The sequence below is a fragment of the Nocardioides ultimimeridianus genome (assembly GCF_054777895.1).
The window spans coordinates 205,249-231,376 of sequence record NZ_BAAHAB010000011.1 but is presented as its reverse complement, the minus strand read 5'-3'; the positions used below and the strand labels follow the sequence as shown (position 1 = coordinate 231,376).

At 68.9% G+C, this 26,128-nt stretch carries 23 protein-coding genes; all 23 read right to left on the bottom strand.

Annotated elements, in window-relative coordinates:
- Positions 1–318 (bottom strand): hypothetical protein, encoded by a 318-nt coding sequence (locus ACYU8V_RS12560; protein ID WP_460847777.1) that lies wholly within the window; start codon positions 316–318, stop codon positions 1–3.
- A 48-nt stretch (positions 319–366) separates the two neighbouring features.
- On the bottom strand, positions 367–1,848 hold the full coding sequence (locus ACYU8V_RS12555; RefSeq protein ID WP_460847775.1) for an acetyl-CoA acetyltransferase: 1,482 nt from the start codon (positions 1,846–1,848) through the stop codon (positions 367–369).
- Positions 1,845–3,488, bottom strand: a complete 1,644-nt coding sequence (locus tag ACYU8V_RS12550; RefSeq protein ID WP_460847773.1) for a 4Fe-4S binding protein — start codon at positions 3,486–3,488, stop codon at positions 1,845–1,847. Before ACYU8V_RS12550 ends, ACYU8V_RS12555 begins: the two co-directional genes overlap by 4 nt.
- Before the next feature lie 3 nt (positions 3,489–3,491).
- A complete protein-coding gene (locus ACYU8V_RS12545) occupies positions 3,492–4,535 on the bottom strand; it encodes a peptidylprolyl isomerase (protein ID WP_460847772.1) in 1,044 nt (347 codons plus the stop codon).
- Positions 4,532–6,760: an MMPL family transporter gene (locus ACYU8V_RS12540; RefSeq protein WP_460847771.1), complete on the bottom strand. Its 2,229-nt coding sequence runs from the start codon at positions 6,758–6,760 to the stop codon at positions 4,532–4,534. The genes ACYU8V_RS12545 and ACYU8V_RS12540 overlap by 4 nt, the downstream gene beginning before the upstream one ends.
- Before the next feature lie 91 nt (positions 6,761–6,851).
- Complete coding sequence (locus tag ACYU8V_RS12535) at positions 6,852–8,147, bottom strand: MlaD family protein (RefSeq protein ID WP_460847770.1); 1,296 nt, start codon at positions 8,145–8,147, stop codon at positions 6,852–6,854.
- A 14-nt stretch (positions 8,148–8,161) separates the two neighbouring features.
- The gene (locus tag ACYU8V_RS12530; protein WP_460847769.1) at positions 8,162–9,421 is read right to left on the bottom strand and encodes an MlaD family protein; all 1,260 of its coding nucleotides are present in this window, start codon (positions 9,419–9,421) and stop codon (positions 8,162–8,164) included.
- Positions 9,418–10,749, bottom strand: coding sequence for an MlaD family protein (locus ACYU8V_RS12525; RefSeq protein WP_460847767.1), 1,332 nt, complete (start codon positions 10,747–10,749; stop codon positions 9,418–9,420). The genes ACYU8V_RS12530 and ACYU8V_RS12525 overlap by 4 nt, the downstream gene beginning before the upstream one ends.
- 7 nt (positions 10,750–10,756) lie before the next feature.
- Entirely contained in the window at positions 10,757–12,016 is a 1,260-nt protein-coding gene (locus ACYU8V_RS12520; RefSeq protein WP_460847765.1) for an MlaD family protein, read from the bottom strand.
- Complete coding sequence (locus tag ACYU8V_RS12515) at positions 12,016–13,410, bottom strand: MlaD family protein (protein WP_460847764.1); 1,395 nt, start codon at positions 13,408–13,410, stop codon at positions 12,016–12,018. The genes ACYU8V_RS12520 and ACYU8V_RS12515 overlap by 1 nt, the downstream gene beginning before the upstream one ends.
- Positions 13,410–14,663, bottom strand: coding sequence for an MlaD family protein (locus ACYU8V_RS12510; protein WP_460847763.1), 1,254 nt, complete (start codon positions 14,661–14,663; stop codon positions 13,410–13,412). The genes ACYU8V_RS12515 and ACYU8V_RS12510 overlap by 1 nt, the downstream gene beginning before the upstream one ends.
- Before the next feature lie 3 nt (positions 14,664–14,666).
- Positions 14,667–15,473 carry an ABC transporter ATP-binding protein gene (locus ACYU8V_RS12505; protein ID WP_460847761.1) on the bottom strand — a complete coding sequence of 269 codons (807 nt, stop codon included), beginning with the start codon at positions 15,471–15,473 and terminating at the stop codon, positions 14,667–14,669.
- A gap of 16 nt (positions 15,474–15,489) precedes the next feature.
- Positions 15,490–16,341 carry an ABC transporter permease gene (locus tag ACYU8V_RS12500; RefSeq protein WP_460847760.1) on the bottom strand — a complete coding sequence of 284 codons (852 nt, stop codon included), beginning with the start codon at positions 16,339–16,341 and terminating at the stop codon, positions 15,490–15,492.
- Positions 16,338–17,210, bottom strand: a complete 873-nt coding sequence (locus tag ACYU8V_RS12495) for an ABC transporter permease (RefSeq protein ID WP_460847759.1) — start codon at positions 17,208–17,210, stop codon at positions 16,338–16,340. The genes ACYU8V_RS12500 and ACYU8V_RS12495 overlap by 4 nt, the downstream gene beginning before the upstream one ends.
- A gap of 161 nt (positions 17,211–17,371) precedes the next feature.
- The gene (locus ACYU8V_RS12490; protein ID WP_460847758.1) at positions 17,372–18,484 is read right to left on the bottom strand and encodes an NDMA-dependent alcohol dehydrogenase; all 1,113 of its coding nucleotides are present in this window, start codon (positions 18,482–18,484) and stop codon (positions 17,372–17,374) included.
- Between the two features lie 248 nt (positions 18,485–18,732).
- Positions 18,733–19,122: an SCP2 sterol-binding domain-containing protein gene (locus ACYU8V_RS12485; protein WP_460847757.1), complete on the bottom strand. Its 390-nt coding sequence runs from the start codon at positions 19,120–19,122 to the stop codon at positions 18,733–18,735.
- 48 nt (positions 19,123–19,170) lie between these two features.
- Positions 19,171–20,391, bottom strand: coding sequence for a cytochrome P450 (locus ACYU8V_RS12480; protein ID WP_460847756.1), 1,221 nt, complete (start codon positions 20,389–20,391; stop codon positions 19,171–19,173).
- Between the two features lie 26 nt (positions 20,392–20,417).
- Entirely contained in the window at positions 20,418–20,621 is a 204-nt protein-coding gene (locus tag ACYU8V_RS12475; protein ID WP_460847754.1) for a ferredoxin, read from the bottom strand.
- Between the two features lie 2 nt (positions 20,622–20,623).
- The gene (locus ACYU8V_RS12470; protein WP_460847752.1) at positions 20,624–22,123 is read right to left on the bottom strand and encodes an aldehyde dehydrogenase family protein; all 1,500 of its coding nucleotides are present in this window, start codon (positions 22,121–22,123) and stop codon (positions 20,624–20,626) included.
- A gap of 145 nt (positions 22,124–22,268) precedes the next feature.
- Positions 22,269–23,150 carry a GNAT family N-acetyltransferase gene (locus ACYU8V_RS12465; RefSeq protein ID WP_460847750.1) on the bottom strand — a complete coding sequence of 294 codons (882 nt, stop codon included), beginning with the start codon at positions 23,148–23,150 and terminating at the stop codon, positions 22,269–22,271.
- On the bottom strand, positions 23,147–24,337 hold the full coding sequence (locus tag ACYU8V_RS12460; RefSeq protein ID WP_460847748.1) for an aromatic ring-hydroxylating oxygenase subunit alpha: 1,191 nt from the start codon (positions 24,335–24,337) through the stop codon (positions 23,147–23,149). Before ACYU8V_RS12460 ends, ACYU8V_RS12465 begins: the two co-directional genes overlap by 4 nt.
- Before the next feature lie 104 nt (positions 24,338–24,441).
- Positions 24,442–24,903 (bottom strand): hypothetical protein, encoded by a 462-nt coding sequence (locus tag ACYU8V_RS12455; RefSeq protein WP_460847747.1) that lies wholly within the window; start codon positions 24,901–24,903, stop codon positions 24,442–24,444.
- 13 nt (positions 24,904–24,916) lie between these two features.
- Positions 24,917–26,128, bottom strand: coding sequence for an NAD(P)/FAD-dependent oxidoreductase (locus ACYU8V_RS12450; protein ID WP_460847746.1), 1,212 nt, complete (start codon positions 26,126–26,128; stop codon positions 24,917–24,919).

Here is a 26,128-nt window from a genome sequence, read left to right as displayed (position 1 = left end):
TCAGACCTCGAAGTTGGCGAGGCCGTCGGCGAGCCAGCTCGTGCCGTCATGGCGCCACGCGGACTCCAGCCCGATCGCCCCGTCCTCCGTCGTGTAGACGCACCGGCCGATCCCCCGGCCGTCGTCCAGCCGGATCTCACGGATGTCGGTGGCCGTGACCTGCGCGCGGGGAGTCCTCACGCCCTCGAAGACGGCGGGAACGACCGCGGGATCCATGTCGGCCAGCACCGCCTTCACGTCGCCGGTGCGGACGAAGTCGACATGACGGCGGTAGACCGCCTCGAATCCGGACAGGTCGGACGCGAAGGATTCACTCATGGCCCGATCCTAACGACGTTAGATTAATTGGGCAAGGGACCGGCGCGCTCAGACGAGGTCGAACCTGCCTGCCTCGGTGACACGTACCTTGGTTCCCTCCGCCTCGGCCACGGCGAGATGTGCCGCCGTCCCCGCATCGTCGTTGCGGGCCAACGTCCGCGACCCGTCCGGCAGCATCAATGCCGCATGGGAGCTCTCGGGCCGGCCCTCGCGGTCGTGAACGACGGTCCACGACTCGAGTTGAGCGACGTCGGAGCGCACGCCCATCGACAGCGGGGTCGTCGGCACGGCATCGGTCTCCGGCTGCGCCGACCGGCGGCGGAAGCCCTTCGCAGGCGGCGTCGAGGAGTAGATGCCGAGGCTGTGCTTGGTGAGGTAGCCCGAGTTGGCCGTCACGAGCCCCGGCCTGTCGCTGCCGCGCACGGCGGCGATCATCGAGGCGATCGCATGGGTGCTGTAGTTGTTCCACGGACCGCCGGCGAAGGTGAGGCCGCCGGTGATGGTCAGCGGACGGGCCGGGTCGTCGACCGGCAGCCCCAGCTCCTTGGCCGCCACCTGCACCGCGGAGGGGAAGCAGGAGTAGATGTCGATCGGACCCAGGTCGGCGACCGAGAGTCCGGCCAGCTCGAGCACGGCCGCTCCGGCGTACCTGATCGCGGGCGAGCCGTCGAGCGCCGGCCGCTCGGCGATCGGACCGGTGTCGGAAGCGTCGGCCCCCGACACGGGGAACACCCACCGATCACGCGGTACGCCGCGGCGCTCGGCCGTCTCCGCCGAGCAGATGATGACGGCGGCAGCCTGTTCGACGCTGTTGTTGGAGTTCATCAGCTTCGTGTACGGCGCCGCGATCATCCGGTTGCTCGCTGTGGCGGTCGCTATCTGCTCCGCGGTGTGCGGAGTGCGCACCCAGGCGTACGGGTTGTCGACGGCGACCTCGCTGAAGCGCGACCAGAGCGCGGCGATGTGGTCGCGGTGCTGGGCCTGCGTGCGGCCGGCCGAGATCCGAAGGGCCTGCTCGAACAGCGGATAGACGTACGCCGGACGGTCGACCCCGCCGATGACCTCGGACTCGTGCCGCATCGGCACGTCCGGCCGGCTCTCCGGCAGCGCGACGTCGTCGCCCTGGCGCGTCCAGGCCGGGCGCTCGCCCTGGGCCTGGAAGGCCATCCGGGTCCTCCACGCCTCGGCCCCGGCGACCACCGCCACGTCACACCTGCCGGCGAGGACGTCCTCGCACGCGTCGCTGACCAGCGCCTGCGGATAGCAGCCGCCGGCGCCGGTGTAGACGGTGTGCCGGACCGGGGCACCCAGGCGCTCTCCCACCAGAGCACCCGGGTCGCGATAGCGCCACGACAGCATGCCGATGACGCGGATCGATTGGACGACCTCGGCGAGGGCCGGCGCACCGGCGTCCTCGGCCGCCAGCCGCACTGCGCGGACGATCATGTCGACCGGCTCGACCGGATCCTCGCGCTGGTTGAGCTGGCCGCCACCGACGAGGACCGGGGTCCGCGGATCGAGGGCGCTCACCCGGCACCGCCCCGGGCGATGGCGACCATCTGCTCGCGGTCGACGATCTTCACCCGCGGGCGGCGCTGGCCCTTGCCGCCCTTGCGCTCGTGGTCGTCGAGCTGCTTCCAGCCCTGCAGGTCGATGTAGCCGTCGATGAGGTCGGCGACATCCTCCGCGCCGGCGACAGGAACGGTCAGGCGCCCGGCGACGTAGTCGTCGAACAGCGCCGCCACGGTCTCCTTCGCGCACTTCTTGTTGGTGCCGATGACGCCGGACGGACCTCTCTTGATCCAACCGGTGACGTAGGAGTCCGCGGCACCCGCTACTCGACCACCGTCGTTGGGCACGACGCCCCGCGACTCGTCGAAGGGCAGACCGGGCACGGCCTCACCGAGGTAGCCGACCGATCGGAACACCAGCCCGCAGGCGAGCTCCTCGGAGTCTGCGGTCGCCACCGCGATCGTCCGGCCGTCCTCGCCCACCTCGAGCCGGTTGCGGACCAGTCGCACCCCCTCCACCCAGCCCTCCCCGAGGATCTCGACCGGCGAGAGGAGGAAGCGCAGGGAGATGCGGCGGTCCTGCGTCGGCGTACCGGTGCACAGCTCCTCGAGCAGCTCGACCTTCAGTGCCTCCATCGACCGGTCGCCCGCGGCGGCAGAGCCCAGCTCGTCGGGCCGCGCGACCACGTCGATGCCCTCGGTCTCCAGCAGCCCGAGCAGCTCCGGCGTCGTGAAGGCGGCCTCGCGAGCCCCGCGACGGCCGACGACGACGACCTCCCGGACCTTGCTCGAGCGCAGCGCTTCGAGGGCATGGTCGGCGATGTCGGTCGCGGCCAGGCGGTCAGGGTCGCTGAGCAGGACACGCGCGACATCGAGAGCGACATTGCCATTGCCGATGATCACGGCGCGCTCGCACGACAGGTCGAAGGTCCGGGAGGAGAAGTCCGGGTGTCCGTTGTACCAGGAGACGAACGCCGTGGCGGAGTGGCTGCCCGGCAGGTCCTCCCCCGGTACGCCGAGGGTGCGCTCCCCCAGGGCCCCGACGGCGTACACGACGGCGTGGTAGCGCTCCTGCAGCTGCTCCGGGCTGATGTCGCGCCCGATCTCGGTGTTGAGGAACATCCGGAATCCCTTGCGCCGCGCGGTCCGGTTGAACGGATCGGCGGCAGCCTTCGTGTCCTGGTGGTCCGGTGCGACACCCGCGCGCACCAGCCCCCACGGGACCGGGAGCCGCTCGAACATGTCGACCTCGGCCTCGAGACCGCGTTGGCTCAGGATCTCCTCGGCCGCGTAGAAGGCGGACGGACCGGAGCCGACGACCGCGACCCGGAGCGTGCCCTCCGGGCCAGCCGACCAGTCACGCTTGGCCGCGACGTTCTGGACCTCCTCGTAGTCCCGGCGACCGGGTGTCTCGTAGTAGCGCGCGTTGATGCCCTCGTAGCGGGCCGACTCCTCGGACAGGTCGTAGTCGGCCTGGATCGCTCCGACGGGGCACGTCTCGACGCACGCGCCGCAGTCGATGCAGCTCTGCGGGTCGATGTAGAGCATCTCGGCGGTCCGGTAGTCCGGCTCGTCGGGCGTCGGATGGATGCAGTTGACCGGGCAGACGGGGACACAGGCCGCGTCGTTGCAGCAGGCGCGGGTGATCACGTGGGTCATGGTTCAGCTCCCTTCGGTCGGCGCGAGCGACGGCGCTGCGTCGGGGTTCGCAGGCAGGTAGTCGTCGGCGTACCGCACGTGTGCGGCCTTGATCGTCGTCGCGAGCCACTCGTTCCAGGCCTTCAGCTTCCGGTCCGACCAGAGCGCGGAGGCGAGCGTCTTCTGCACCTGCGCGAAGGTCAGCGGGTACGACGGCTTGATCGCCTCGACGATGCCGACGTTCCAGCCGGTGGCGGACCTGACCGGCCCGAACACGACTCCGCGCTTCGCGGTGAACGCGACCTTGGCGTACGCGTCGTCCAGGTCCTGCGCAGCGACCGTGCCGAGCAGGCCTCCCCGGCCGGACGTGCTCTTGTCCAGCGACGCCGCTGCGGCGACCTCGGCGAACGGCCGGCCCGACCGGATCCGCCGGATGGCCGCCTTGGCGGCGGCCGGGCTGTCGACCACGATGTTGCGGATCGTCCGCCGCTCGGGCGCCTTCATCTGGCCTCGGTGGGCGTCGAAGTCCGCCTTCACCTCGGCAGCCGTCGGCTGGGCGATGCTGCCGGTGACCTCCTTGTACAGCGCCGTGGTCTCGAGGGTGCGGACGATCTCGTCCAGCACGTCGCTCTTGGAGATGCCGTTGTCGCCGAGGAACGTGGCGAAGCGTGCCTGGCTGCCGCCGAGGTTGCTCTTCACGACGGAGTTGAGGCCGAGCTCCGCCTCGGCGTCACTGATGCGCACGCCCCGCCTCTGCGCCTCGGCGTCGAGGATCATGCTGACCGCCATCGACTTGGCCGAGTCACGCCGGAAGGTCGACAACTGGTCGCCGGCGGTCGGAACCTTGATGGAGTAGAGCGCCGACAGGGTGTGGACCCGCTGGTCGAGCTGGTCGATGGTGACCTGCCGGTCGCCGATGGCGAAGGCGACGTCCGCGGGGAGCTTGTCGGCGTTCGTCGTCATGCGTACGGCGCCCGCCCCGGTGATCGCCAGGGAGAGGGCGACCAGCACCACGGCTGCGAACCCGCGGGGGCGCAGGAGGTCGACGTCCTTGAGGGTGGACTTCATCGGCTGATCACTTCCAACTTCGGCTGGTTGTCGGGGGGAACGAGGGCGAGCTTCGGCCTCGCCGCCGGGACTCCTTCGGCGCCGGCCCGGCGTGGCGGGGCGGTCCAGGTCGCGTGGACGAGGCGCGCGGCGACGTACGAGCAGACGACGCCGGCCGCGAGCGCCAGTCCGAAGCCTCGCAAGACCGCGAGACCCGACAGCGAGAGGGAGGCGTACCCGATGGTGCCGGCGCACGCGGCGACGGCGACGCTCCGACCGCCCGGCGCATCCGAACGGCGGAGCATGGTCGCGAACTCACACGACGTCACGGTGATGAGCGCACCGACCACGACGGTCAGCGGGCTGAGCGTGACACCGAGCAGGCGCACGCCGGCGAACAGCCAGCCGGTTGCCAGGAGGCCGGTGACCAGGACCGCCGCCCCATCGCGCCAGGTCCGCAGCAGCAGACCGAGGACCAGGCTTCCGACCAGCAGGCCGACGAGGTTCATCCAGTAGCGGTCGGACGACATCGCCTCGAGGCCGTGTGCGGCCAGGACAGGCAGCCCGGTGACGCTGACGGTGTAGCCCGGGGGCGGCGCAGGCAGCACGCTCTCGACGCTGTCGATGAGATCACCTTGCGCGCGGACGTCCTGCGGGACGATGCCGAAGGTCGAGATCGCGGTCGCGCTGTCCGGAGCGATCACCGCGCTGCGGAGGTACGGCGGAATGAGCCCGGCCCCGGAGGAGAGCTGGTCGGACGTCGGCTTGTCCCCGAGGAAGGAGAGCAGTCGGCCATAGGTCAGCAGCGGCCGCAGCTGGTCGCCGTGCGCCTCCACGACCGCCGCCTCCGCGCGGCGCTCCCAGTCGAGGACGGCCCCAGACACCACGTTCCTGCCATGGATCTGGATGTCGACCTCGCCGGAGAACCCGAGGGTGTGCTCGGCGGTGTTCAGACCCTGGAGCTCCGGGAGGCCGGCGGCGAGCTGCTCCGGGCTCGACTCGATGCGCACCGATCCGATGGCGATCCAGCCGGCCACGGCGGCGACGACACCGGCCACGGCGACCAGTCGCACACCGACCGGGCCCACCGGGATCCGGCGCTTGTCGCGTGGCCCGGGCTCACGCGACTCGCGCGGCTGGGCGACGCCGACGAGGCTCGTCAGCAGCAGCGACCAGCCGACCGTGAGGGCCACGCCGATCGCAAGCGCAAGGCCGAGCTCTCGGACGAACGGCAGCGGCGTGAGGACGAGGCTGGCGAACGCGACCGCGCTGGCGGCCGCCGCGGCCAGGATGCGGCCACGCTTCCGGGTCTGCACGAGGTAGAGCGGGAAGTCGCTGCCGATGCCCAGCAGAATCGGCATGAACGCGACGACGCCGAGGGACAACGGCCTGTCGAGCCAGCCGAAGCCGGCGATGGTCGTGCCGGTGCCGAGCAGAGCGCTCGCGAGCGGCACGAGGCGAGAGCGACGTCGACGACTCCACGGCAGCAGGAGGAACACGAGGCCGACGCCGAGGAGCGCGATGCCACCGAGCAGCGGGGCCTCGGACCTCGCCTTCTGGGCCACCGCGGCAGCAAGGACCGGTACGCCGGTGACGAGCGGCCGGGATGTCTCCATCCCGGCGGCGTCGACCGCGTGGGTCACCTCGTCGACGAGCGCGGCGGTCTGTGCCTGGCTGAGGTCGGCCTCGGGTCGGACGAGCACCGTCGCGGACTTCGCGTCGGGTGCGAGGAACTTCCATTCCTGCTTGGGGTTGCCGTGCCGGTCGTACAGCACGCTCGCGACGAAGCGGGGGTTGCCCACGGTGGGGAGCCCGATCGGCAGCGCCGCGGCCACGAGCGAGCCGTACCGCTGGTCGAAGGTCCGCAGTGCGGCATCACAGGCGGCCTTCTGGCCGCCGACGCTCTGCCCCTTCGACCTGGCCTCTGCCTTGGCGAGGTTGCACAGGGAGTCACGACGGCCGGCGATCTGGGCGAGGACGGCGCGGATGGCGAGGCCGGTCTGGTTGAGCACCGTGCCGGGCCCGTAGACGACCTTGACACCCGGAAGACCGGAGAGGGTGCCCTCGAGCTGGATCAGCTTGAGCAGCTGGTCCTGCTCGAGGAACACACCCTGTGGTCCGGTGCCGTGCAGGATGACGACGATCGGGTCGCCGCCGAACTGCTTGTCGTGTGCCGACAGCTCGTCGTAGGAGCTGTCACCGTGCGGGACGAACGAAGTGACGTTGGTGTCGATCCTGGCTCGCAACAGCCCCCCTGCGACCAGAGCGATGAGAACCGCGACGAGGATCCATCGCAGCGCGCTCGGGTGAGTCCTCAGCAGAGCCTTGCGTCCCATGTCACTCGGTCTCCTTCTCCTTCTGGATCCGCGGATAGGTGCCGGTGTACTTGGACGGCTGCGCAGCCTTGAGCGGGGACGGATATGGGTTGTTCCAGTTGTTCACGGTGATCGACTGGAGGTTCAGCGGGTTACCGCGGAGGCTGAACTGGCTGAAGATCGGGGCCAGTCGGGCGGGCGTGATGCCGTTCTCGACAGGTACGTCGAAGGCTCCGCCGAAGTTGCCGAAGAACGAGCCGATGTCGGCGGCGTACGGCTTGATGTAGGCGAGCATCGGGTTCAGGTTGAGCACGAGCTCATCGAGTTGTGGCGCGACCGCGCTGAGGTTCGTGGCGAGTGTGGGAACCTGCGTGAGGGTCGCGTGCGAGCGCTTGAACGAGGAGTTCATGGAAGGCAGCAGAGCGCGGAGGCTGTGACTGGCCGAAGGCAGCTGGGTGAGCGCCGTGTTCAACGCCGGAGCGGCCGCGTTGAGGTCGGACGCGACCGGGTCGAGGTCCGACGCGAGGCCACCGAGGGAGGACGTCGCCGACTTCGCCGACGTCATCAGGCCGGGCAGGAGCTGCATGGTCCTCGCGAGGTTCTTCTGCTGACCGGCCGTGGCCGCCGTGATCGTGTGCGCGTTCGAGATGAGCGAGGCCAGCGCCGTGCGGTTGGTGTTGAGCGAGGCCATGATCCGGGTCGCTTCACGGACGAGCGCGGTCAGGTCGCGGCTCTGGGCGGCGATGGCGTCGGTCGCGGTGTAGCCCTCGTGCCCGAGGATGCCGACGGCGTCCACGAGGTCGGCGAAGCTCTCCTGCGTGCCGCCGGTGACGACGCCGGCCGAGGTCAGCGCGCTCGCCAGGGCCTTGCGGGTGTGAGGCGTGAAGATCTTGAAGATCTCGTCGACGTCGACGGGCGCCTCGACGGACGAGGCCGGTAGCACGCTGCCCGAGGAGAGCGCCTGGCCATTGCCGTCCTTCAGGACGACCATCGTCTGACCGATCACCGACTTCACGCCGATGCGGACCTTGGTGCCGGCGTGGACCGGACCCCCGTCGCCGTTGAGCGCAAGCGTGACGTGCACCGTCCCATCGCCCAGCTCCATCCTGTCGACCTTGCCGACGAGGACGCCTGCTTCCCGGACGTCGCCGTCGGGCTGGAGGCTCTTGACGTCCGTCGCGTCGAAGCTGACGAGGTAGGGGTGACGGCCGGGCATGTGTCCGCCGGCACGGTTCCAGAGGTAGAAGAAGCCGATCACGCAGGCGAGCGCCACGGTGACGACGACCGCGACAGGGGTCCGAACGCGGTACATGCTCATCGGTACGCCGCCTTTCAGTGCGTGTTCGGGACCGAGTGGTCCATCGGCTGCAGACCACCGCTGAGGTTGTTCACGTCGAGCTCGACATCGGCGCGACCGAGGCCGCCGTTGACGTCGTACAAGCTGAACGAGGAGGAGGTCTGGTAGGTGAATGCCGCCAGGTCGAACATCCACGGCGACACCAGCGTCGCCGCTCGCGGCAGGTAGCCGGCGACGGGGCGCAGGTCCCGCAGCGCCGGGTCGGCCTGGAACGAGAAGCTGCTCAGGTCGTGGACGACCGGGCCGGCGTCGGTCGCCAGCGGGCCGGCCGCCCGCACCGTCTTGTGGATGCCGTTCACCGTGCTGCCGAGCTTGTCGAGGGCGGTCGGCAGCTTTCCGGACGCCTTGTCGAGGTCGGCCAGCGTCGGGTTGAGCGTCCGGGCCAGTCGGGTCACCTTGGTCATGGAGGTGCTCAGGTGGCCGGTGAAGGCCGGCAGTGCCTTGATCGTCTGCGACAGCTGCTTGTCACGCGTGCCGAGGGCATCGAGCGTCTTGCGCATCGAGCTCAGGAGCACCTGGACGCGCTGGCCGTCGGTGCCGGTGGTCTTCGCGAAGACGGCGAAGTTGCTGACGAGGGAGCTGATGTTGGAGCGTCGCTGGTCGAGCTGGTTGATGATCGGCTGCCAGGTCAGCATCGTGCGCCGCGTCGCGTCGAGGCTCGCCGGAAGGTCCTTGGGGGCCGTCCGCAGGGCCACTGCCGCCTGGTCGAACAGCGACGTCAGCGCGGCTCGCGTGTGGTCGTCGAGCTTGTCGAGGATCTCGTAGGGCTGGACAGGACGCTCGGTCTGGGAGACCGGGATGGTCTGTCCCTCCTTGAGGAGCGTTCCCGGCGGGCCGCCCGGGTTCATCTCGACGTACATGATGTTGAGAGGCGACTTCGTCCGCAGGATCAGCTGCGCATTGCTGTAGATCTTCTGCTCAGGATCGATCGACAGCGTGAGCTTCGCTCGGCCGTCGGCCTCCGGCTGGGCCGCGGTGATCCGGCCGACGTTGACGCCTGCGATCCGGACCTCCTGCACGGCGGAGGGCTGGACGCCGGCCGCGTTGCTGAACTCGGCCGCGAACTCGAAGTGATGCTCCCACGGCCAGTTGTTGTGCTCCTGCTTGAGGATGTAGCCGCCGCAGGTGCAGCCGATGACGATCGCCACGACCACGGCGATGGTGTCGCGCTTGAGGCCCGGCGTGTTGGCGACCCGGTCGCGGAGCGTGGCGAGGCGGTGGCTGAGGGTGCTCATCGACCCACCACCTGCGGGAGGAGGGCGGCGAGGGCATCGCCCAGGTCGAGGTTGCCGGCCTTCAGGAGACCCGCACTGATGCCGGCCTGGAAGTTGAGCGTCGAGCCCTGTGCGTCCTGCGTCTGCGAGGCCCGGTCGAGGTTCGTCACCATGTAGCCGATCTCCTGGTACAGCTTGTTGTCCGCCTGCACGCCACCGCCGGTGTCCTTGAACGCGCCGGTGCCGCGGTAGGTGCTGCCGAGGGTGGTGAGGATCGGGCCGTTGATCTTGTTGATCACGGGACCCTTGATGTCGCGCACGATCGCGTCCGCGTTCTGGCTGATCGGGATGAGCTGGCGCACCAGCGGCTGGGCGTCCCGGACGATCGGAAGCAGCTTGCGGACCGCCGGCAACGCGTCCCTGAGCGTGGGCGTCAGCTTGCCCACCAGGGGCGCGAGGCTGTTGGCGGTCGGCAGCAGGTCCGTCGAGGTCGATCCGAGACGGGTCAGCGTCCCGTCGAGCCGGCGGGTGCCGGTGCGGGTCGCCATCAGCGCTGCGGGCAGGTTGTTGATCGACTGCGCGAGCTCCGGGCTGTTGGCGGCCAGGGTCGTGGTCGTCCGGTCGAGGCCCGTGAGGCTTGCCTTCAGGTCGCCACTGCGCTGGTCGACGTTCGCGGCGAGGTTCTGCAGGCCACGAACGATCGTCGGGAGGTCGGTCGCCGGGTGGTTGCCCTGAGCCGCCGTCACGAGTCGCCCCGCCGGCGGGAGCACCCGGCTCGCCGTACCGGAGAAGCGACGCAGGGAGGCGGCGCCCCGGGCTCCGAGGGTGTCCCCGAGCTCGGCGACCGTGTCCTGGACCGCCCGTCGGGTCGGGTCCGGGAGTGCGTCCAGCACCCGGTCCAGCTCGACCGGGGTGCTCGTGCGGGACTGCGGGATCGTCGCACCGCTGAACTTGGTGCCGTCGGCGCTGGGGATCAGGTTGACGGCGTACACACCGCCCAGGACCGTGTACGGCTGGATCTGGGCCCGCGGGCTCGAGCCGAGCTCGCTCGCGACGTCGTCGTCGACCTTCATCGTCACGTGGGTGACGCCGTCGGGGTCCTGCGAGACCCCCGAGACGACGCCCACCTGGAGACCCGCCATCTTCACTCGCGTCTGACCCTTGATCAGGGAGTAGTTCTGGGGGAAGTCGGCGTGGATCGTCGTGCCGCCGCGCAGTGCGATCGTGATGTCGTTCTTGAACGCGAGCGCGGTGACCACGGCGACGCCGATGACCAGCAGCGCGATCCCCTTGCCGGCCTTGGTCCTGATGCGGGGCCGCCGTGACAGCAACGACGTCGAGGAACTCATGCTGGCCTCACTTGTTGTTGTAGGCGTCGCCGGCGGCGAACGCGCCGCCGGGGCCCGGGTAGGGGTCGACCTTGGCGAGCGGGTCGGGAGCGCTGAAGTTGTACAGACCGGGGAACACGAGCTCGGCGGAGAAGTAGTGCTTCCAGGGGGTGAAGTGCCCCGAGAGCAGCGTGTTGAGGCTGAACAGGTGGCCCGCATCCGGCGCGTACGGCGCGAGCACGCTCAGAATGGGGTCGGTGAACCCGAGCGACTCTCCGAGGTGGTGGACCGCGTACTGCGCGTCGGTCACGGCGGGGGTGAGCGCGTCCACGGCCGGAACCCCCTCGCGGGAGAACCCGACGACGGTCCGCGCGACCGGCGGCGCCTCACGCAGGAATCCACGCAGGTCGGGCATCGCGCGCACCAGGTCGTGGACGCCCGGGCGGAGGACCTTGACCGCGTGGGCGGTCTTGTCGAGTGCCGGACGGATCCGCGTGAGCCCGCGGTTGACCGTCCGCAGTGTCGACGGGGCGGCCAGGAGCGTACGCCGCAGCGCCTGGGTGTCCTCGGTGTTGACCGCGGCCAGGGTGGTGCCCGTGTCCTTGACCAGCGCACCGAGCTCTGCCTCGTGCCCACGGAGCTGGCCGACGAGCTGATCGGCCGTGGCGAGCAGTCCGGAGAGATTGGCGTCGGGCGAGTTGACGGCACGCAGGATCTTCTGTGCGTCATCGAGGGCGTTCGGCGCGACGCCGAGCCCGTCCTGCAGGTTCTGGCCGCCGCCGTCGACGCCGATGCCGACGTTCCGCAGCGTGGTCGAGAGCCCCTTGCGTGCCGACGGGGGGAACGCGGCGAGGGCGTCATTGAGGTCGACCGCGCTGCGCGTGTGGGTGGCGGGGATCTCCCCGCCGTCCAGCGCACCGCTGGTGGGCGTACCGGGGTCGAGCGACACGAACTTGCGACCGAGGGCCGACTCGTTGCCGACGCTGAGCTCGGCATCGCGGTAGACCTTGACGTCGCCCTCCAGCCGCATGGTCACGTGGGCCTTGCCGTCGCGGTACTCGATACCGGTCACCTGGCCGATGCGGACGCCGTCCTCCTTGACGTTCTGCTGCGGCTTGAGGGTGCCGACGTCGTCGAAGGCCGCGCTGAGCACGGTGTAGCTCTTCAGCGGCACAGCGCCACCGCCCTGGACGGTCGTGCCCACCTTGGCGATCGAGAAGGCCGCCAGCACGGCGACGGTCCCGATCAGCAGCTTGCGGACGTCCCTGCGGTGCATCCTGCGCGCCATCACTGGCCTCCGATCAGCTGGTCGAGCAGGGCATGCTCCTGCGTGGACGACAGCCCGGTGGCACTCCGCGACGACGTGCGCTTGTTGCCTCCGAGAAGGCTCCCGAGCAGGCCGGTGAGCGGGTTGCCCTTCGTGCCGCCGAGCGCACCGGTCAGTCCCTGGACCGTGCCCTGCAGCCCGTTGGTCAGACCGCCGGTGACGCCACCGAGGCTCGGCTGGCTGAGACCGCCGGGGAGAACCTTGTTGCCGGCCAGCGTGTTGAGGGCCTGCGGCGTCACGAACACGACGCCCCGGAAGTAGTGGCTGATCGCATCGCGGCTGTTGGTCGACAGCGCCCACTTGGTCACGAAGTCCATCAGGTCCTGGAGGTGGACATCGAGCAGCTGGTTGCCGACGGGGACGGTGCGATGCGCGGTGTTGCGCAGGTTGGTCCCGTGTTTGCGCAGGTCGGCCGCGATGGGTCGGGCGGCCTTGATGAGTCCATCGGCATGCACGAGCAGCGTCGCGAAGTTCCGGAACGCGGGCGCGGCGTAGGTGGAGAAGTTCGTGATCTCGTCGGAGATCGTCGACAGGTGCGAGGTCACCGGTCGAGCATCACGCAGGGTCGGCGCGATCGAGTCCGACACCTTGCCGAGGTCGTCGAGCGTCCGCCGTGCCTCGATCAGCGTCGTCGGCAGCTGCTTGATGGTCTGCTCGATCGCGGTCTGGTTGTCGCCGAGGGCCGAGAGCGTCGCCTTGGCGTTGGCGATGAGGACGTCGAGGTCGCGGCCGTTGTTCCTCGTCAGCGCGGCGGAGACCGGGGCTGCCTTGTCGATCAGGCTGCTGAGGACCCCGTTCTGCTGGCGGATGATGCGGCCCAGGCCGGTCAGGTCGCTCATCGTCGGGGCAAGTGCCCTGATCGCCTGGGCGGCCTTCGTGCCGTTGCCGGCGACGCCGTCGCCCAGGGCGGCGACGAGCGCGGCCAGGCCCGTCGAGGTGGGGTCGTCGAAGGTGTTCAGGACGTCCTGGAGGTTGACCACGCTGCTGGTCCGGTCGACGGGGATCTCAGCCGATGCGTCGTACGGCGCCGTCGGCTTGCCGTCCACGATCGAGACGTAGTTCTCACCGAGAACGTTGATCGGCTTGATCTCGAGGCGAGCGCCCTGGTGCAGCGGCAGGACCTGCTTCTGAACCGTCATCGCCACCTTGGCGACCTTGCCGTCGAGGTCGATGCTGTCGACCTTGCCGACCTTCACACCGTCGATCCGCACCTCGCTGCCGCGTTCGAGCGGGCTCGCGTCCTGGAAGTAGGCGGTCAGGGTGCCATCGGAGTCGGGGGTGCGACCGACCAGGGCGAAGCCCGATACGAGCAGTGCGACGATCGCCACGCACAGCATCAACATCTTGCGCGACATCAGCTCACACCGTCCCCATTTGCGTCGGTCCAGGTCTGTCCAGCGATGGAGCCCGGCTGCGGGCGGGCGTCCTGCTGCATGCCCGGCGGCATGATCCCCGGGTTGTTGTCGAGGCTCGATGCCGAAGCCGTGATCAGCGCCCGTGCGTAGTGCCCGGCCGCGTCACGGCTGCCGAACACCCCGTTCCAGTTGCTCAGCCATCCGACGAGCTCGGGCGTGTAGGGCCGCAGGTACGACACCATCGGGTTGAGTGTCCGCAGCGCCGTCGTGACCGACGGCAGCGTCGCGTTCGCGTCCCGGACGAGACCGGGCGTGTACTTGAAGAGCGTGTCCGCGTCCTTGAGCGTGCTCGGCAGCATGGCGAGCAGCGGCTTGGCCGTCACCAGGACCGGCTTGGCATAGCGGGCGAGCTGCGGGAGCTGCGCGGTCGACGGCTTGAGCGCCCGGAGGAGCTCCCGCGCCGACGTCACCGCACCGGGCACGTGGCCCAGCGTCGTGTTGGCCTGCGACACCGTGCCGGGCAGCAGGGCGATGGTCCTCGACAGCTGTGCCTGCCGGGCCGCGACGGCCGTGGTCAGGCGGTTGAGGTTGTTCACGGTCCGCACCATCGAGACGTCACGCGATGCGACCACCGAGGTGACCCCGTGAAGCTGGGTGACCAACCGGCGGAGCGCCGGGCCGTCCTCGCCGACGCCACGGAGGAGCTCGAGCAGGGCCTTGAACGTCGGCCCTGCCTCCCGCAGGGTCGCGTTCAGGGTCTTCTGCGTCGGCTTGCCGGCCAGGGTCGAGTTGAGGTTGACGACGAGCGTCCCGAGGTTCTTGCGCGTCTTGGCATCGAGCATGGAGAACAGGTCGTCGAGGTCGACCGCCTCGTCGTTGCCGGTGATGAGCTTGCCCGACGGGATCGGCGCCCCGTCGGCCGGACCGGGCACGAGCTCCACGATGCGCGCGCCGAGCACCGACTCCCACTTGATGCGGCCGAAGGTTCCCGAGGGCAGTGGGGCGAACGCGTCGTCGATGTCGACCTTGACCAGGGCCTTGCCGTCCTGGACGCCGATCGAGTCGACGTGGCCGATCGTCTGGCCACGCATCACGACGCGTCCGCCGGCGAACGCCTGGTCGGCGGAGGGCATCAGCAGGGAGACCGTGTACGGCGATCCGTGCACGACCTTGGCCAGGGCGAGGACGACGAGCAGCACGGCGACCGCGCTCAGCGCGACCGTCTTGCGGGAGAGGGAGCCGAGAGGATTCATGGGTCAGTCCATCCCCAGGGGGCCGTCGGCGGCGCCGGCGAGGAACTGCCGCACGAAGGGGTCATCGGAGGCGAACGCCTCATCGGCAGGACCGGCGTGCACGATCTTTCCCTTCCACAGGACCCCGACGTAGTCGCTGAGCTCTTCAGCGGACGGGATGTCGTGGGTGATGACGATGTAGGTCCCGCCGTTCTCACGGTGGACCTCCCGGATGAGCCGGGAGAGCAGCCGGGTGCGGACCGGGTCGAGGCCGGAGTCGGGCTCGTCGAAGAGGACGACGTCGGGCCGCATCACCAGGGCTCGTGCGAAGCCGGCGCGCTTGCGCATGCCACCGGAGATCTCGTTCGGCGCCTTGCCGACGGCGGCCTCGAGGCCGACCATCTTGAGGTTCTCCATGACGATCTCGCGGATCTCGGCCTCGGGCTTGTCGGTGTGCTTGCGGAGCGGGAACGCGACGTTGTCGTAGAGGTTCATCGACCCGAAGAGCGCCCCGTCCTGGAACAGGACGCCGAAGCGCTTGCGGAGCTCGTAGCGCTCGTGCTCGCTCACGTGCCAGATGTCGCTGCCGAACACGCTGACCGTGCCGGCGTCGGGCTCGAGCAGGCCGACGATGTGCTTGAGCAGCACCGACTTGCCGGTGCCGGAGGGACCCAGCACCGAGGTGATCGCGTCGTCGGGGAAGTCCAGGTCGACGCCGTTGAGGATCGGCCCGTTGCCGAAGTCCTTCTTCACCCCGCGAATGCTGATGCTGACGTGGGGCGTGGCCGGCAGGTTCGACGCGTGGTCGGGAGCCATGGTCTGTGTGGTCATCTGAGTCTCCGTCACTTCAGTTGCCGATCGGCGAGTTCGGGGAGTTGCCGTAGAAGAGCTGGACGAGGACCATCGCGATCCCGCTGACCATCACCAGGTTGACGAGCATCGACTTGGCGGTGGCCCGGCCGACGCCGACGGGCCCACCCGAGACGTTGAAGCCGAAGTAGCAGGCGACCAGGACGATCGACGTACCGAGGAACGTCCCCCAGAACAGGGCCACCACGAAGTCACGCAGGTTCTGGAAGAGGAACAGGAAGTAGCTGAAGCCGCCGCCCGAGACCGTGTTCAACAACGAGACGTTGAAGAGGTAGCCGGCCATGAAGTTGATCGCCAGACCCGTGATGAAGAGCAGCGGCATGGAGATCGCACCCGCGATCACCCGCGCGCTGACGAGGTAGGGGACGGACCGCACGCCCATGACGTCCATCGCGTCGATCTCCTCCGAGATCCTCATCGCGCCCAGCTCGGCCACGATGCCGCAGCCGATCTTGGCGGCGACCACCCAGCCGAAGACGACCTGGATGATGCCGCGCATGCCGCCGACGGAGTTGACCGCCGCGACGTAGCTGTCGATGCCGATGCTCGAGAACAGGAAGCTCGCGGTGAGTCCCATGACCGCGCCCATCATGAAGAGCAGGCCGAAGATGACCGCGGCGTTCTCGCGCACCATCGCACTGGTCAGCCGCATGATCTCCGAGGGGTAGAGCCGGATCGCGTACGGGATCTCCCGGAACACCTTCGCCGAGAACTCGACGAAGTCGCCGAGTCCGTCGAAGGCGCTCCTCCTGGGCCTCGGCGCCAGAGCCGGACCGGTGTCCTCGGAGTCGGCGGCGCCGGCTCCCTGCGGGTCTGCGACAAGGGTCATCGGAAGTTACCCAGATCCGGGAAGAGGCCGAGCAGCAGCGCGTTGAAGGCGAGCTGCAGGACCCAGACGGCGATGAAGGAGAGGACCACGGCCTGGTTGACCGCGCGACCGAGACCGATCGCGCCGCCCGAGGCGGTGAATCCCTTGTAGCAGCAGATCGTGCCGATCAGGATCCCGACGAGGAAGCAGTTGACGACCACAGCGAGGATCTGCACCGGCGAGACGTTGGCGAACAGGTTGCTCTGGAAGTGGGCCGCCGGCTGATGGGCGACGTAGAGGCCACCGAGCTGCATCGACAGCATCGTGACCAGGAGCGCAGGGACCGAGAGCAGCGTCGTGATCAGGGTGATCGACACGACGCGCGGCAGGGCCAGGTCACGGATCGGGTCGACGCCCATGACCTCCATCGCGTCGATCTCCTCGCGTACCCGGCGAGCGCCGAGGTCGGCGGTGAGCGCGGAGCCGATGACGCCCGCGACGACCATCGAGACGATCCACATCGTGAAGGTCCGGATCGCCTGGAGGAACAGCAGCGGACCGAAGAGCTGCGTCGCTCCCGCCATCTGGAAGAACTGGACGGTCAGGATCGACATGAAGATCAGGAAGCCGAAGATCGCAGCTCCGATCGGCGCCGACGCCGTGCGCATCGTGCCGAACATGTCGTCAGCGACGGCGCCCCAGTAGCCGACCGGCTTGGTGATCGCGCTCTTGAGGATCTGCAGGAGCAGGTCGACCATGCCGCCGGCCTCCTGGATCGGCCGGCGGAGGCGCAGCGGCACCTTCGCGAGCACGCCGTTGAGCGTCCCGTCGTACGGACCGACGGGCCGACGCACCCGGCGACCGGACCCATGAGCGGCCGTCGTGCTCATCTGCCTCACCTCTGTCTTGCTCATGTCTGCCGGCTGGTCGGGGACGTGGACCGGTCACCCCTGCGACGTGTCGGCGATCACATCGGACCAACGGCGACGCCGCGAAGGGAGTTACGGGAAACTACCTTCAGTATGTAGATTTGATCTACTGTCGGTAGGTTTCAGAAGTCGATGACGCCGCGGAGGTTGATGCCCGCGTGCATGTCGGCGTAGCCCTGGTTGATCTGCTCGAGCGGGTAGCGGCGCGTGATCAGCTCGTCGAGCTTGAGGTGCCCCTCCTTGTAGAGGCGGAGCATGTCGGGGACGGCGCGCGTGGGCTGCATCATCCCGAAGAGCGAGCCCTGGATGCGCTTCTGGTACATGGCCAGCTCGAACAGGCTGATGTCGATGCCGTACTCGGTGACATTGCACATCGAGGTCAGGACGACCGTGCCGGCCTTGCGGATGGAGGCGAAGGCCTCGGCGACATGGTCGCCCGTCACGATGCCGACAGTGACGATCGCAGAGTCCGCGCCCTGACCGTCGGTGATCGACTGGGCGAAGTCCGTCGCCTGCGGCATGTTCTCGAAGACGTGCGTGGCGCCGAACCTGAGCGCCTCGTCGCGGTGGAACGGAGCCGGGTCGACCGCGATGACCGTGGAGGCACCGGCGAACTTGGCACCCTGGACGGCGTTGATGCCGATGCCGCCGACGCCCATGACGATCACGACGTGGCCCGGGCGGACCTCTGCGGCGTTGACGGCCGAGCCCCAGCCGGTGGGGACACCACAGCCGATGAGCGCCGCGACCTCGAGCGGTACGTCGTCGTCGATCTTGACCGCACCCCACTCGGGCATGACGGAGTACTCCGAGAACGTCGAGACGAGGCTGCATTGGCCGACCGGGCGTCCGTCCTCCAGGTGGAGGCGGTGCGTGCCGTCGAGCTGGGTGCCGAGCATCATGTACGCACCGTTGTCGCAGAGGTTCTGCTGACCACGGGCGCACCACGTGCAGCGACCGCATCCGGGGATGAAGGCGGCAACGACCTTGTCGCCCACCTTCAGGTCGCGTACGCCGGGGCCGACCTTCTCGATGATGCCGGCGCCCTCGTGGCCCCCACAGAACGGGTACGACATCGCCGGGACGTCGCCTTGCGCGTAGTGGTCGTCGGAGTGGCAGAGACCGGCGTGCTCGTAGCGCACGAGGACCTCGAACTCCTTCGGGTCGTCGACCTCGACCTCGACGATCTCCCACTTGCCGGGAGCGTCGAACAGGACTGCTGCGCGAGACTTCATCGTGTGCCCTTCCTTCCCGGCGCGCCCGTTCGGGAGCCGGCGTTTATCTAATGCCGTTAGTCAAACCGACTGTGACGAAGATTGCAATACCTATTCTTATTTGGTTTACATCTTCGTCACACCGATGGTGCTGCGAGGTGCGGACAGGCCGCTGCCCCATGCCTCGGGGAGGGAGACAAGGGGCAGCGGTCGTTCGAGAGCGGAGCCGAGCCGGAAGGCTCACAGGCGCCGCGACGAGAGCGAGGAAGTCACTCGAACTCGATCTTGCCCATCGTCTCCTGGATGTACATGAACGCTGGCATGTTCTTCAGCATCTGCGCCATCTTGCCGCGCACGCGGAGCTTGCCGCGGGTCATCGCCACGGTCGGGTTGATGCTGCCGTCGAAGCACCCGCGCCACACGTCGGAGCTGCCGCTGATGAGGAAGTCCGCGCGGTCGAGGTCATCCTGGTCGGCTTCGCGCACGGCGACGACCTTGCCCTTGTCGAAGCTGACGTAGAACTGGCCCTCGATCGGCGCCTCGTACTTGTAGGCCATGTTGAAGTCGATGTTCTTGCCCTTGTCGGCCCACACGGGGTCGGCGTTGAGCGCGTCGGCCATCGCCTGGTAGAACTCGACGGTTCCCAGCTTCACTGCCATTGGTCTCTCCTTGTGATGAATGTGATGCGGATGGAGTCGGCGGTGCGGCTAGGCCGACTCTCCGACGATGAGCGGCAACGAGTGCACGCCCTTGACCTGGCTCAGGTGCCGCACCGGCGGCGCGTCCGGGTCGAGGCGGTAGTCCGGCATCCGGGTGTGGATCTCCTCGAAGGCGATCCGCAGCTCGAGCCGGGCGAGGTGCGAGCCCACGCACCGGTGGTTGCCGGCGCCGAACGCGAGGTGCGGGTTCGGGTCACGGGCGATGTCGACCTCGTCGGGGTCGTCGAACTTGGCGGGGTCGCGGTTGGCGGCGGCGAAGGGGATCAGCACCCGATCGCCGGCCTTCATCTGTACGTCGCCCACGACGGTGTCCTGGGTCGCGACGCGCGCCGGACAGATCGCCGACTCGTAGCGCAGCATCTCCTCGACCGCTGTCGGCACCAGCGAGAGGTCGTCGACCAGCTCCTTGCGCACCTCGGGATGCTCGGCCAGGTAGATGATGCTGTGGGCGAGCTGCCCCTGGACGGTGTGGAGACCGCCGATCATCATCAGGAGGAGCAGGTTGAGGATCTCGAACTGGGTGATCTCGCGGCCATCGACCGTGCTCTCCATCAGGATCTGGGTGATGTCGTCGGCGTCACCGGGGTTCTCGGTGCGCTCGTCGATCATCTCGGCGAAGTACGCGTACACCTCCATGCCGGCGGCCTCGCGCACAGCGAGGTTCTCCTCCTCACTCGCCCCCGGTACGCCGAGCACCATGGTGTCGACCCAGCGGTTGAACTTCGGGGCGTCCTCGAGGTTCCAGCCCATCAGCGCGAGGAAGACACGGCTCGGGAACTCCCTGGCGAAGTCCTCGACGAAGTCGACCTGGCCCTTGGCCAGCATCTTGTCGAGCAGCTCGTTGACGATGTCGCGGATCTGCGGCTCGAGGTCCCGCATGCGCTTGGGCGAGAACAGCGGGTTGATGATGTTGCGGTAGTAGCCGTGGTCCGGCGGGTCGATCTGGATCGGGATCATCTCGCCGTCCTGGCCGATCGAGTCAGGGATGTTGATGATCCGGCTCGACCACGTCCCGGCGTCGCGGACGATGTCGTGGATGTCGTCGTACGTGGTGACGACGAAGTGGCCCCCGTAGCGCGGCGTGTGGGCGACGGGGCACTTCGCCCGCATCTCGGCGTAGGTGTCGAAGACGCCCTCGACGCCGTCGGCCATGTGGATGTCGAAGTCGACCTGCAGCTCGGGGCTGAAGGCGTCCTTGAGTTCGGTCACGATGGATCCTTCTGTGCTGGGTCGGCTCAGACGACCGTGATGGCTTGTTCGGGACAGTTCGAGGCCGCCTTCACGATCAGCGCACGCTGCGTGTCGTCGTTCGCCTCACCGATGACGACCGGGAAGCCGGCGTCGTCGCAGTCGAAGATGTCGGGCGCGAGCATGTAGCAGCGCCCGTGCCCCTTGCAGACGTCGAGGTCGACGGTCGCCGTCATCGCCTGGTCACTCATCGTCACTCCCATTCGCTTCCGACGACCCCATAGGCACGTGCGTCCAGCGGCGTGCCGAGGTCGGTGTAGAGACTGCGGACCTTCGTGTAGGCGAGGACGCCGTCCCGGCCGTTCTCGGCACCCACGCCACTCATGCCGCGACCCGCCAGCGGCGTACGGCGTACGTCGGCCTGGGCCGCGTCGTTGATCCAGGTGAGACCCCCGCGCACCCGGAGAGCGACCTCGCGCGCCCGCTGGAGGTCGGCGCCCCAGACAGCGGCGGCGAGACCGTAGCGGGTGTCGTTGGCGATGCGGATCGCATCCTCGACGTCGGAGTATCGGATGACCGACAGCACGGGCCCGAAGATCTCCTCGTGCGCCGCAGGGTTGTCGTTGTCGAGGTCGACCAACACGGTCGGTGCGACGTAGTGGCCGCCGCTCGGGAGATCGGCCACCGGACCGCCGCCGACCAGCGCGCGTGCACCGTGCTCGAGGCCGGCGCTGATGAACTTCTCGACCTTGGCGCGGGCGGCAGCCGAGATCACCGGGCCCACGTCGGTGGTGAATTCCTGGGCGGGACCGAGCTGGAGCACCGACGCGCGGGCCTCGAGAAGGGCGCAGAACTCGGCGTAGCGGGAGCTCGGCACGAGCATCCGGGTCGTCGCGACGCAGGCCTGACCGGCGTGCATGAGGCTGCTGAAGAGCGTGCCGCGGACCGCCAGCTCGGCGTCGGCGTCGGGCAGGATCAGGGCCGGCGACTTGCCGCCCAGCTCGAGGACCACCTCTTTGGCGGTCGCCGCCGCGGATGCCATGACCTGGGTACCGACGGCGGTGCTGCCGGTGAAGGTGACCATGTCGACATCAGGGTGCGCGACGAGGGCCTCACCCGCGACGCGGTCGCCATGGACGATGTTGAGCACGCCCGGCGGCAGGCCCGCCGCGACCGCCGCCTCGGCCAGAGCCTCGGGTCCGATTGGCGTCAGCGGTGAAGGCTTGAGCACGACGGTATTGCCGGCGAGCAGCGCCGGTGCGACCTTCCACACGCACATGAAGAGCGGGAAGTTGTACGGCGTGAACGCACCGACGACGCCGTGCGGCTCGCGGTGCAGCTCCCACTGACCGAAGCCCGGATTGGTGTCGATCGGGAACGCCTCGGGGCCGCTGAGGATCGGTGCCATGTCCGCGAAGTCGCGGAGGTGCGCCATCGGCGCCCCGACCTGGAGCATCGGGCAGAAGCGCGCGGTGGCGCCCGTGTCGGCGATCAGGTCATCGACCAGGGTGTCGAAGTTCGCCTCGAGCGCCGATGCGAGGGCGCGGAGCATGTCAGCCCGCGCTTCGACGGTGAGCCGGCGCCACGGGCCCTGGTCGAACGCCCGGCGGGCGGCCTCGACGGCGGATGCGACGGACGTGGCGTCGGAGTCGGGGACCTCACCGAAGACTTCGCCGGTCGACGGGTCGTCCACCGGGAGGGCACCCGCCCCATCGACCCACCGGCCGTCGATGAAGTTGCGGAACCTACGCATCGAATCTGTCCTTCCGCTCACGCGATGTCAGGAGCTCGCCATCCCCGGAGAAGGCGAGGGAGAACTGTCGGAAAACTTATGTCGTTAGTTTTTCTGTGTCAAGAGTCATCGGTGGCCCTCGTCACAACGACCGCACCGGAAGGCGTCAGAACGCCGGCGGAAGAGCCAGGACGTAGCTGCAGTCGGTCTGATCGTGGAAGAAGCCGAGCTCCCGCGACAGGTGCAGCAGGAGCTGCTCCTCGCGTGCGTCGACATAGAGGACGGCGAGACGGGCACCCATCGCGTTCGCCTGGCGGAGCCCCAGCACGAGGAGGTCGTCGAGCCGCTCCGGATCCTCCGACGGCGTCAGCTGGAGCAGCGCCTCGGCCGAGTCGCCCCGGCGTACGACGACGTCCCCGCCCCTGCCTCGCACGACCCGGACGCCGGGAGCGTGCAGCAGTGCGGCGTGCTCGGGCGCGATGCCGACGGCGTGGGGGTCCGTCGTCGGCGGATCCACCGAACCGTCGGCGATGTCGCCACTCGCCTCAGCACCGCCGACCCGGTCGTCCGGTCGGAGGGGACGGATCGTCCGGAACAGCTCACGCTCGACCTGCGCGCCGAAGCGCGCGGCAAGACGGCTTGCGGCCGGGTGTGAGCCATGGGACCAACCGCGGACCCGTCGGAGCTGAGGCTGCGCCGCCCATCCCTCGGGCTCATCGCGAAGCCGCTCCGAGAGCAGGGTGGCCACACCGAGAGAGCGGAACTCCTTGCGCACCAGCAGCTGGGCAGCGACGTCATCGCCCTCCCCCTCGAGCCGGAGATAGGCGACGATCTCGGCATCGGGCAGCGCGTCGAGGTCGGCGCGCCCACGCTGCCCCTTGGGGGGCATGGTGGCGATCAGATGCACCATGCCGGGTCCGGCGTCAGCCACTCCCCCGACGGTCGAGAACCCGGCCTCGGCGTCGTAGGCGACTGCGTCCGCGAGCATCCCATCGAGCTCGCCCCGGAGACGGTCCGGGACGGACAGGTGCCAGCCGTACTCGATCATCCGGCTGCGGAGTCGCCGCCGGCCTGGACGAGGCGCTGGATGGTTCGTCGGAAGACGTGGTTGGCGACCTCGTTGCGGCCGAGCACCATCTGCCCGGCGCTCTGGCTGGTCATCCCCTGTTGGGAGTTGCGCAGCACGGGGAAGTCCTCCTCATAGAGGACGTCGATCAGGATCTGCCAGTTCTTCTCCCAGAGGCGGGTCCACTTCTCCTCGTCCATGCCGGCATCTGCGGCAGAAGGGACGATGAGCCGCATCTCCATGACCGACTGCCCAGGGTCGCTGGGGTGGGGACGGAAGGTCAGCAGCTGGAAGTGGTCGGGCTGCTTGAGCAGCGTGCTGTTGGGGCCGAGCCAGTGCGTCTCGGTGACGTACTTGACCAGGCTCTGGTCGCCTGGATCCTCGTCGAGCCAGCGGTCGATCGTCTTGCGTGGAGCGACGAACCGCGAGTGGTTGCCGTAGTCCTCGAACGCCATGACGTTCGTGTGGATGATCTTGCCTGCGGTGTTCGGATGGGCGTACTGGATGTGGTAGCCGTCCAGGAACGCATCCTGCATGATCTTCCAGTTCACCGGCTCCCAGAAGTCGTCGAACCTGACGCAGCTCAACGTGTCGAGCGAGTAGCTCGCCAGGATCTCGTCCATCTCGGGACCCAGCCAGGCCGCTACGTCGATCTCGGCGCCGGCTCGGTCGACGATCCACACGAAGCCATGTCGCTCCTCGCACGGCAGCTCGATCAGGCCGAGCTTCTCCCTCTCCACCTCGCCGACGGTGTTGTCGCGGGTGACGGTCCGGAGCGACCCGTCGATGTCGTAGGACCAGCGGTGGTACGGGCAGGAGAACAACCTGCGCTTCCCGCAGGCCTCGTCCTCGAGGAGGGCTCCGCGGTGACGGCAGAGGTTGACCATCGCCTTCACCGACCCGTCCTTCTGACGGGAGACGATGACGTTGTTCCGCGGCATCCGGACGGTCTTGAAGTCATACGTCTTCGCGATCTCGGACCCGTGAGCGACGATCGTCGGCACCTGCCCGAAGACCAGATCGCGTTCGCGCTGGGCAAGCTCGGCGTCGGTGAACTCGCTGGCGTCGAAGTACTCGACCGCCTCGACCTGGTCGGTCGTGTCGTCCCTCAGGTGCTGAAGGGCTCGACGGATCCGCATCTCCCGATCGACATTCATCTCTGCTGACATGGTCGCCTCCTGCAGCCCGTCCCGATAAACCTAACGTCATTAAATTACTGCCGGCCCGTTCGCCCTGCAACCCTCCGAGGTCGCCGGCGCCGGAAACCGGCGGATCACGCGGTGAAGCAGGAGCGACACGCATTCATGCCCGCGCCCTCGAGATCGGCCCGCGAACCGCGTCCGACGCTCTTGCCCTCGACCGTGCGACAGCCGGGACGGTGGAACGTCATCCGCCCGGGCACGAACACGACGCCCTGAGCGTCGCCGGTCTCGCTCTCGCCGACCTCGCCTGCGGCGGCGACCGGCAGCTCCTGCGCCGTACCCGGCCCCACCCACGCGTCGTCGTCGACAGCCGGATCCTCGGCCGCCGGATCAGGTTGCGCCCGGGCCTCCGAGGCGACCGTCGTCCCGGCAGCCAACCCTGCCGAGTCACGCCGGAGGAGGTGATCAGCGATCAGGGCGACCGCTACGAGCCCAGCCAGAACGCACGCCGCGATCAGCTGGGCATCGCTGTCGGTGACCCAGCCGACGACGAGCAGCACAGCGGCGGCGAGCAGGACGACGATGGCGACCATCAGCAGACTCCGATCATCCCCGGCCGGCGACGGCGGGCGTCGTCAGCACGTCTTCCCACGCACCCCGAGCGGTGATCGCACGGCGTTGCCTCATCAGCTGCCCGCCCGAGTCGAGGGAGAAGCCGCCGACGAAGTGGCCCTCGAAGCGGTAGCGCGCGAGGAACGGGTCCGTGGCTCCTCCGCCGGCGCCCAGCTCGACCTCGTCCGCGGCCTCGCCCAGCATCTGGAAGCGATGGCCGTACCACTCCGACCAGAAGTAGGGGACGATCGAGCAGGTCTCACGCTCGACGAGGAGCGCATTGCGGCACGCGAGCTCCGCCTGCTCGATCGTCGACGTCCAGTGCTCCAGTCGGGTGGACCTACCGCTCCAGCCGTTGACCCACCGAGCGACGTCCCCGGCGGCGTAGACACCCGGCACCGTCGATTCGAGGTACCGCGAGCAGGCGACACCGTCACTCACCAGGACGCCGGATCCGCGCAGCCAGCCGACCGCCGGATCCACGCCGATGCCGACGACCACGAGATCGGCCGGCAGGACCGTGCCGTCGGTGAGAACCACCGACTCGACGTGGTGCTCACCGGTGATGTCACGGACACGAGCACGCGTGCGGAGGTCGGCGCCGTACTGGCGGTGGAGCACGGCGAGTCGCTCGGCGACCAGCGATCCGACGGCCCGCTCCAACGGGAGCGGCGCCGCCTCGACCAGGGTCACCTCCGCTCCTCGTGCGATGGCGCTCGAGGCCACCTCCCCGCCGATGAACCCGGCACCGATGACGACCACCCGCGCGCCCGGCTGCAGCCGCTCCCGGATCCGCGCGACGTCCGACGCGGTCCGGAGCGCCGTGATGCCGCTCAGGTCTTCGCCCAGCCCCAGGCTGCGCGGGTGCGCACCGGTCGCGATGATGGCGGCGTCGTACTCGACCTCGCCGGCGCTCGTTCGCACGATGCGGCTGCGGGGGTCCAGACCGACGGCAGTGACACCGAGACGCAGATCGATCCCCTGGCCCTCGGGGTCGTCGATGTGCTCGACGAGGCCGAGATCCTCCTCGGCGACGAGGAAGTCCTTCGACAGCGGCGGCCGGTCATAGGGCGCGTGCTCCTCGGCGCTGATCACCGTGACCGAGCCCTGGAACCCGAGCTGGCGGGCCTGCTCGGCCGCCTTGGCGCCTCCGAGCGATCCTCCGATGACGACGAGGCGGTCGACGCCCTTGCGGAACTCGCTCAT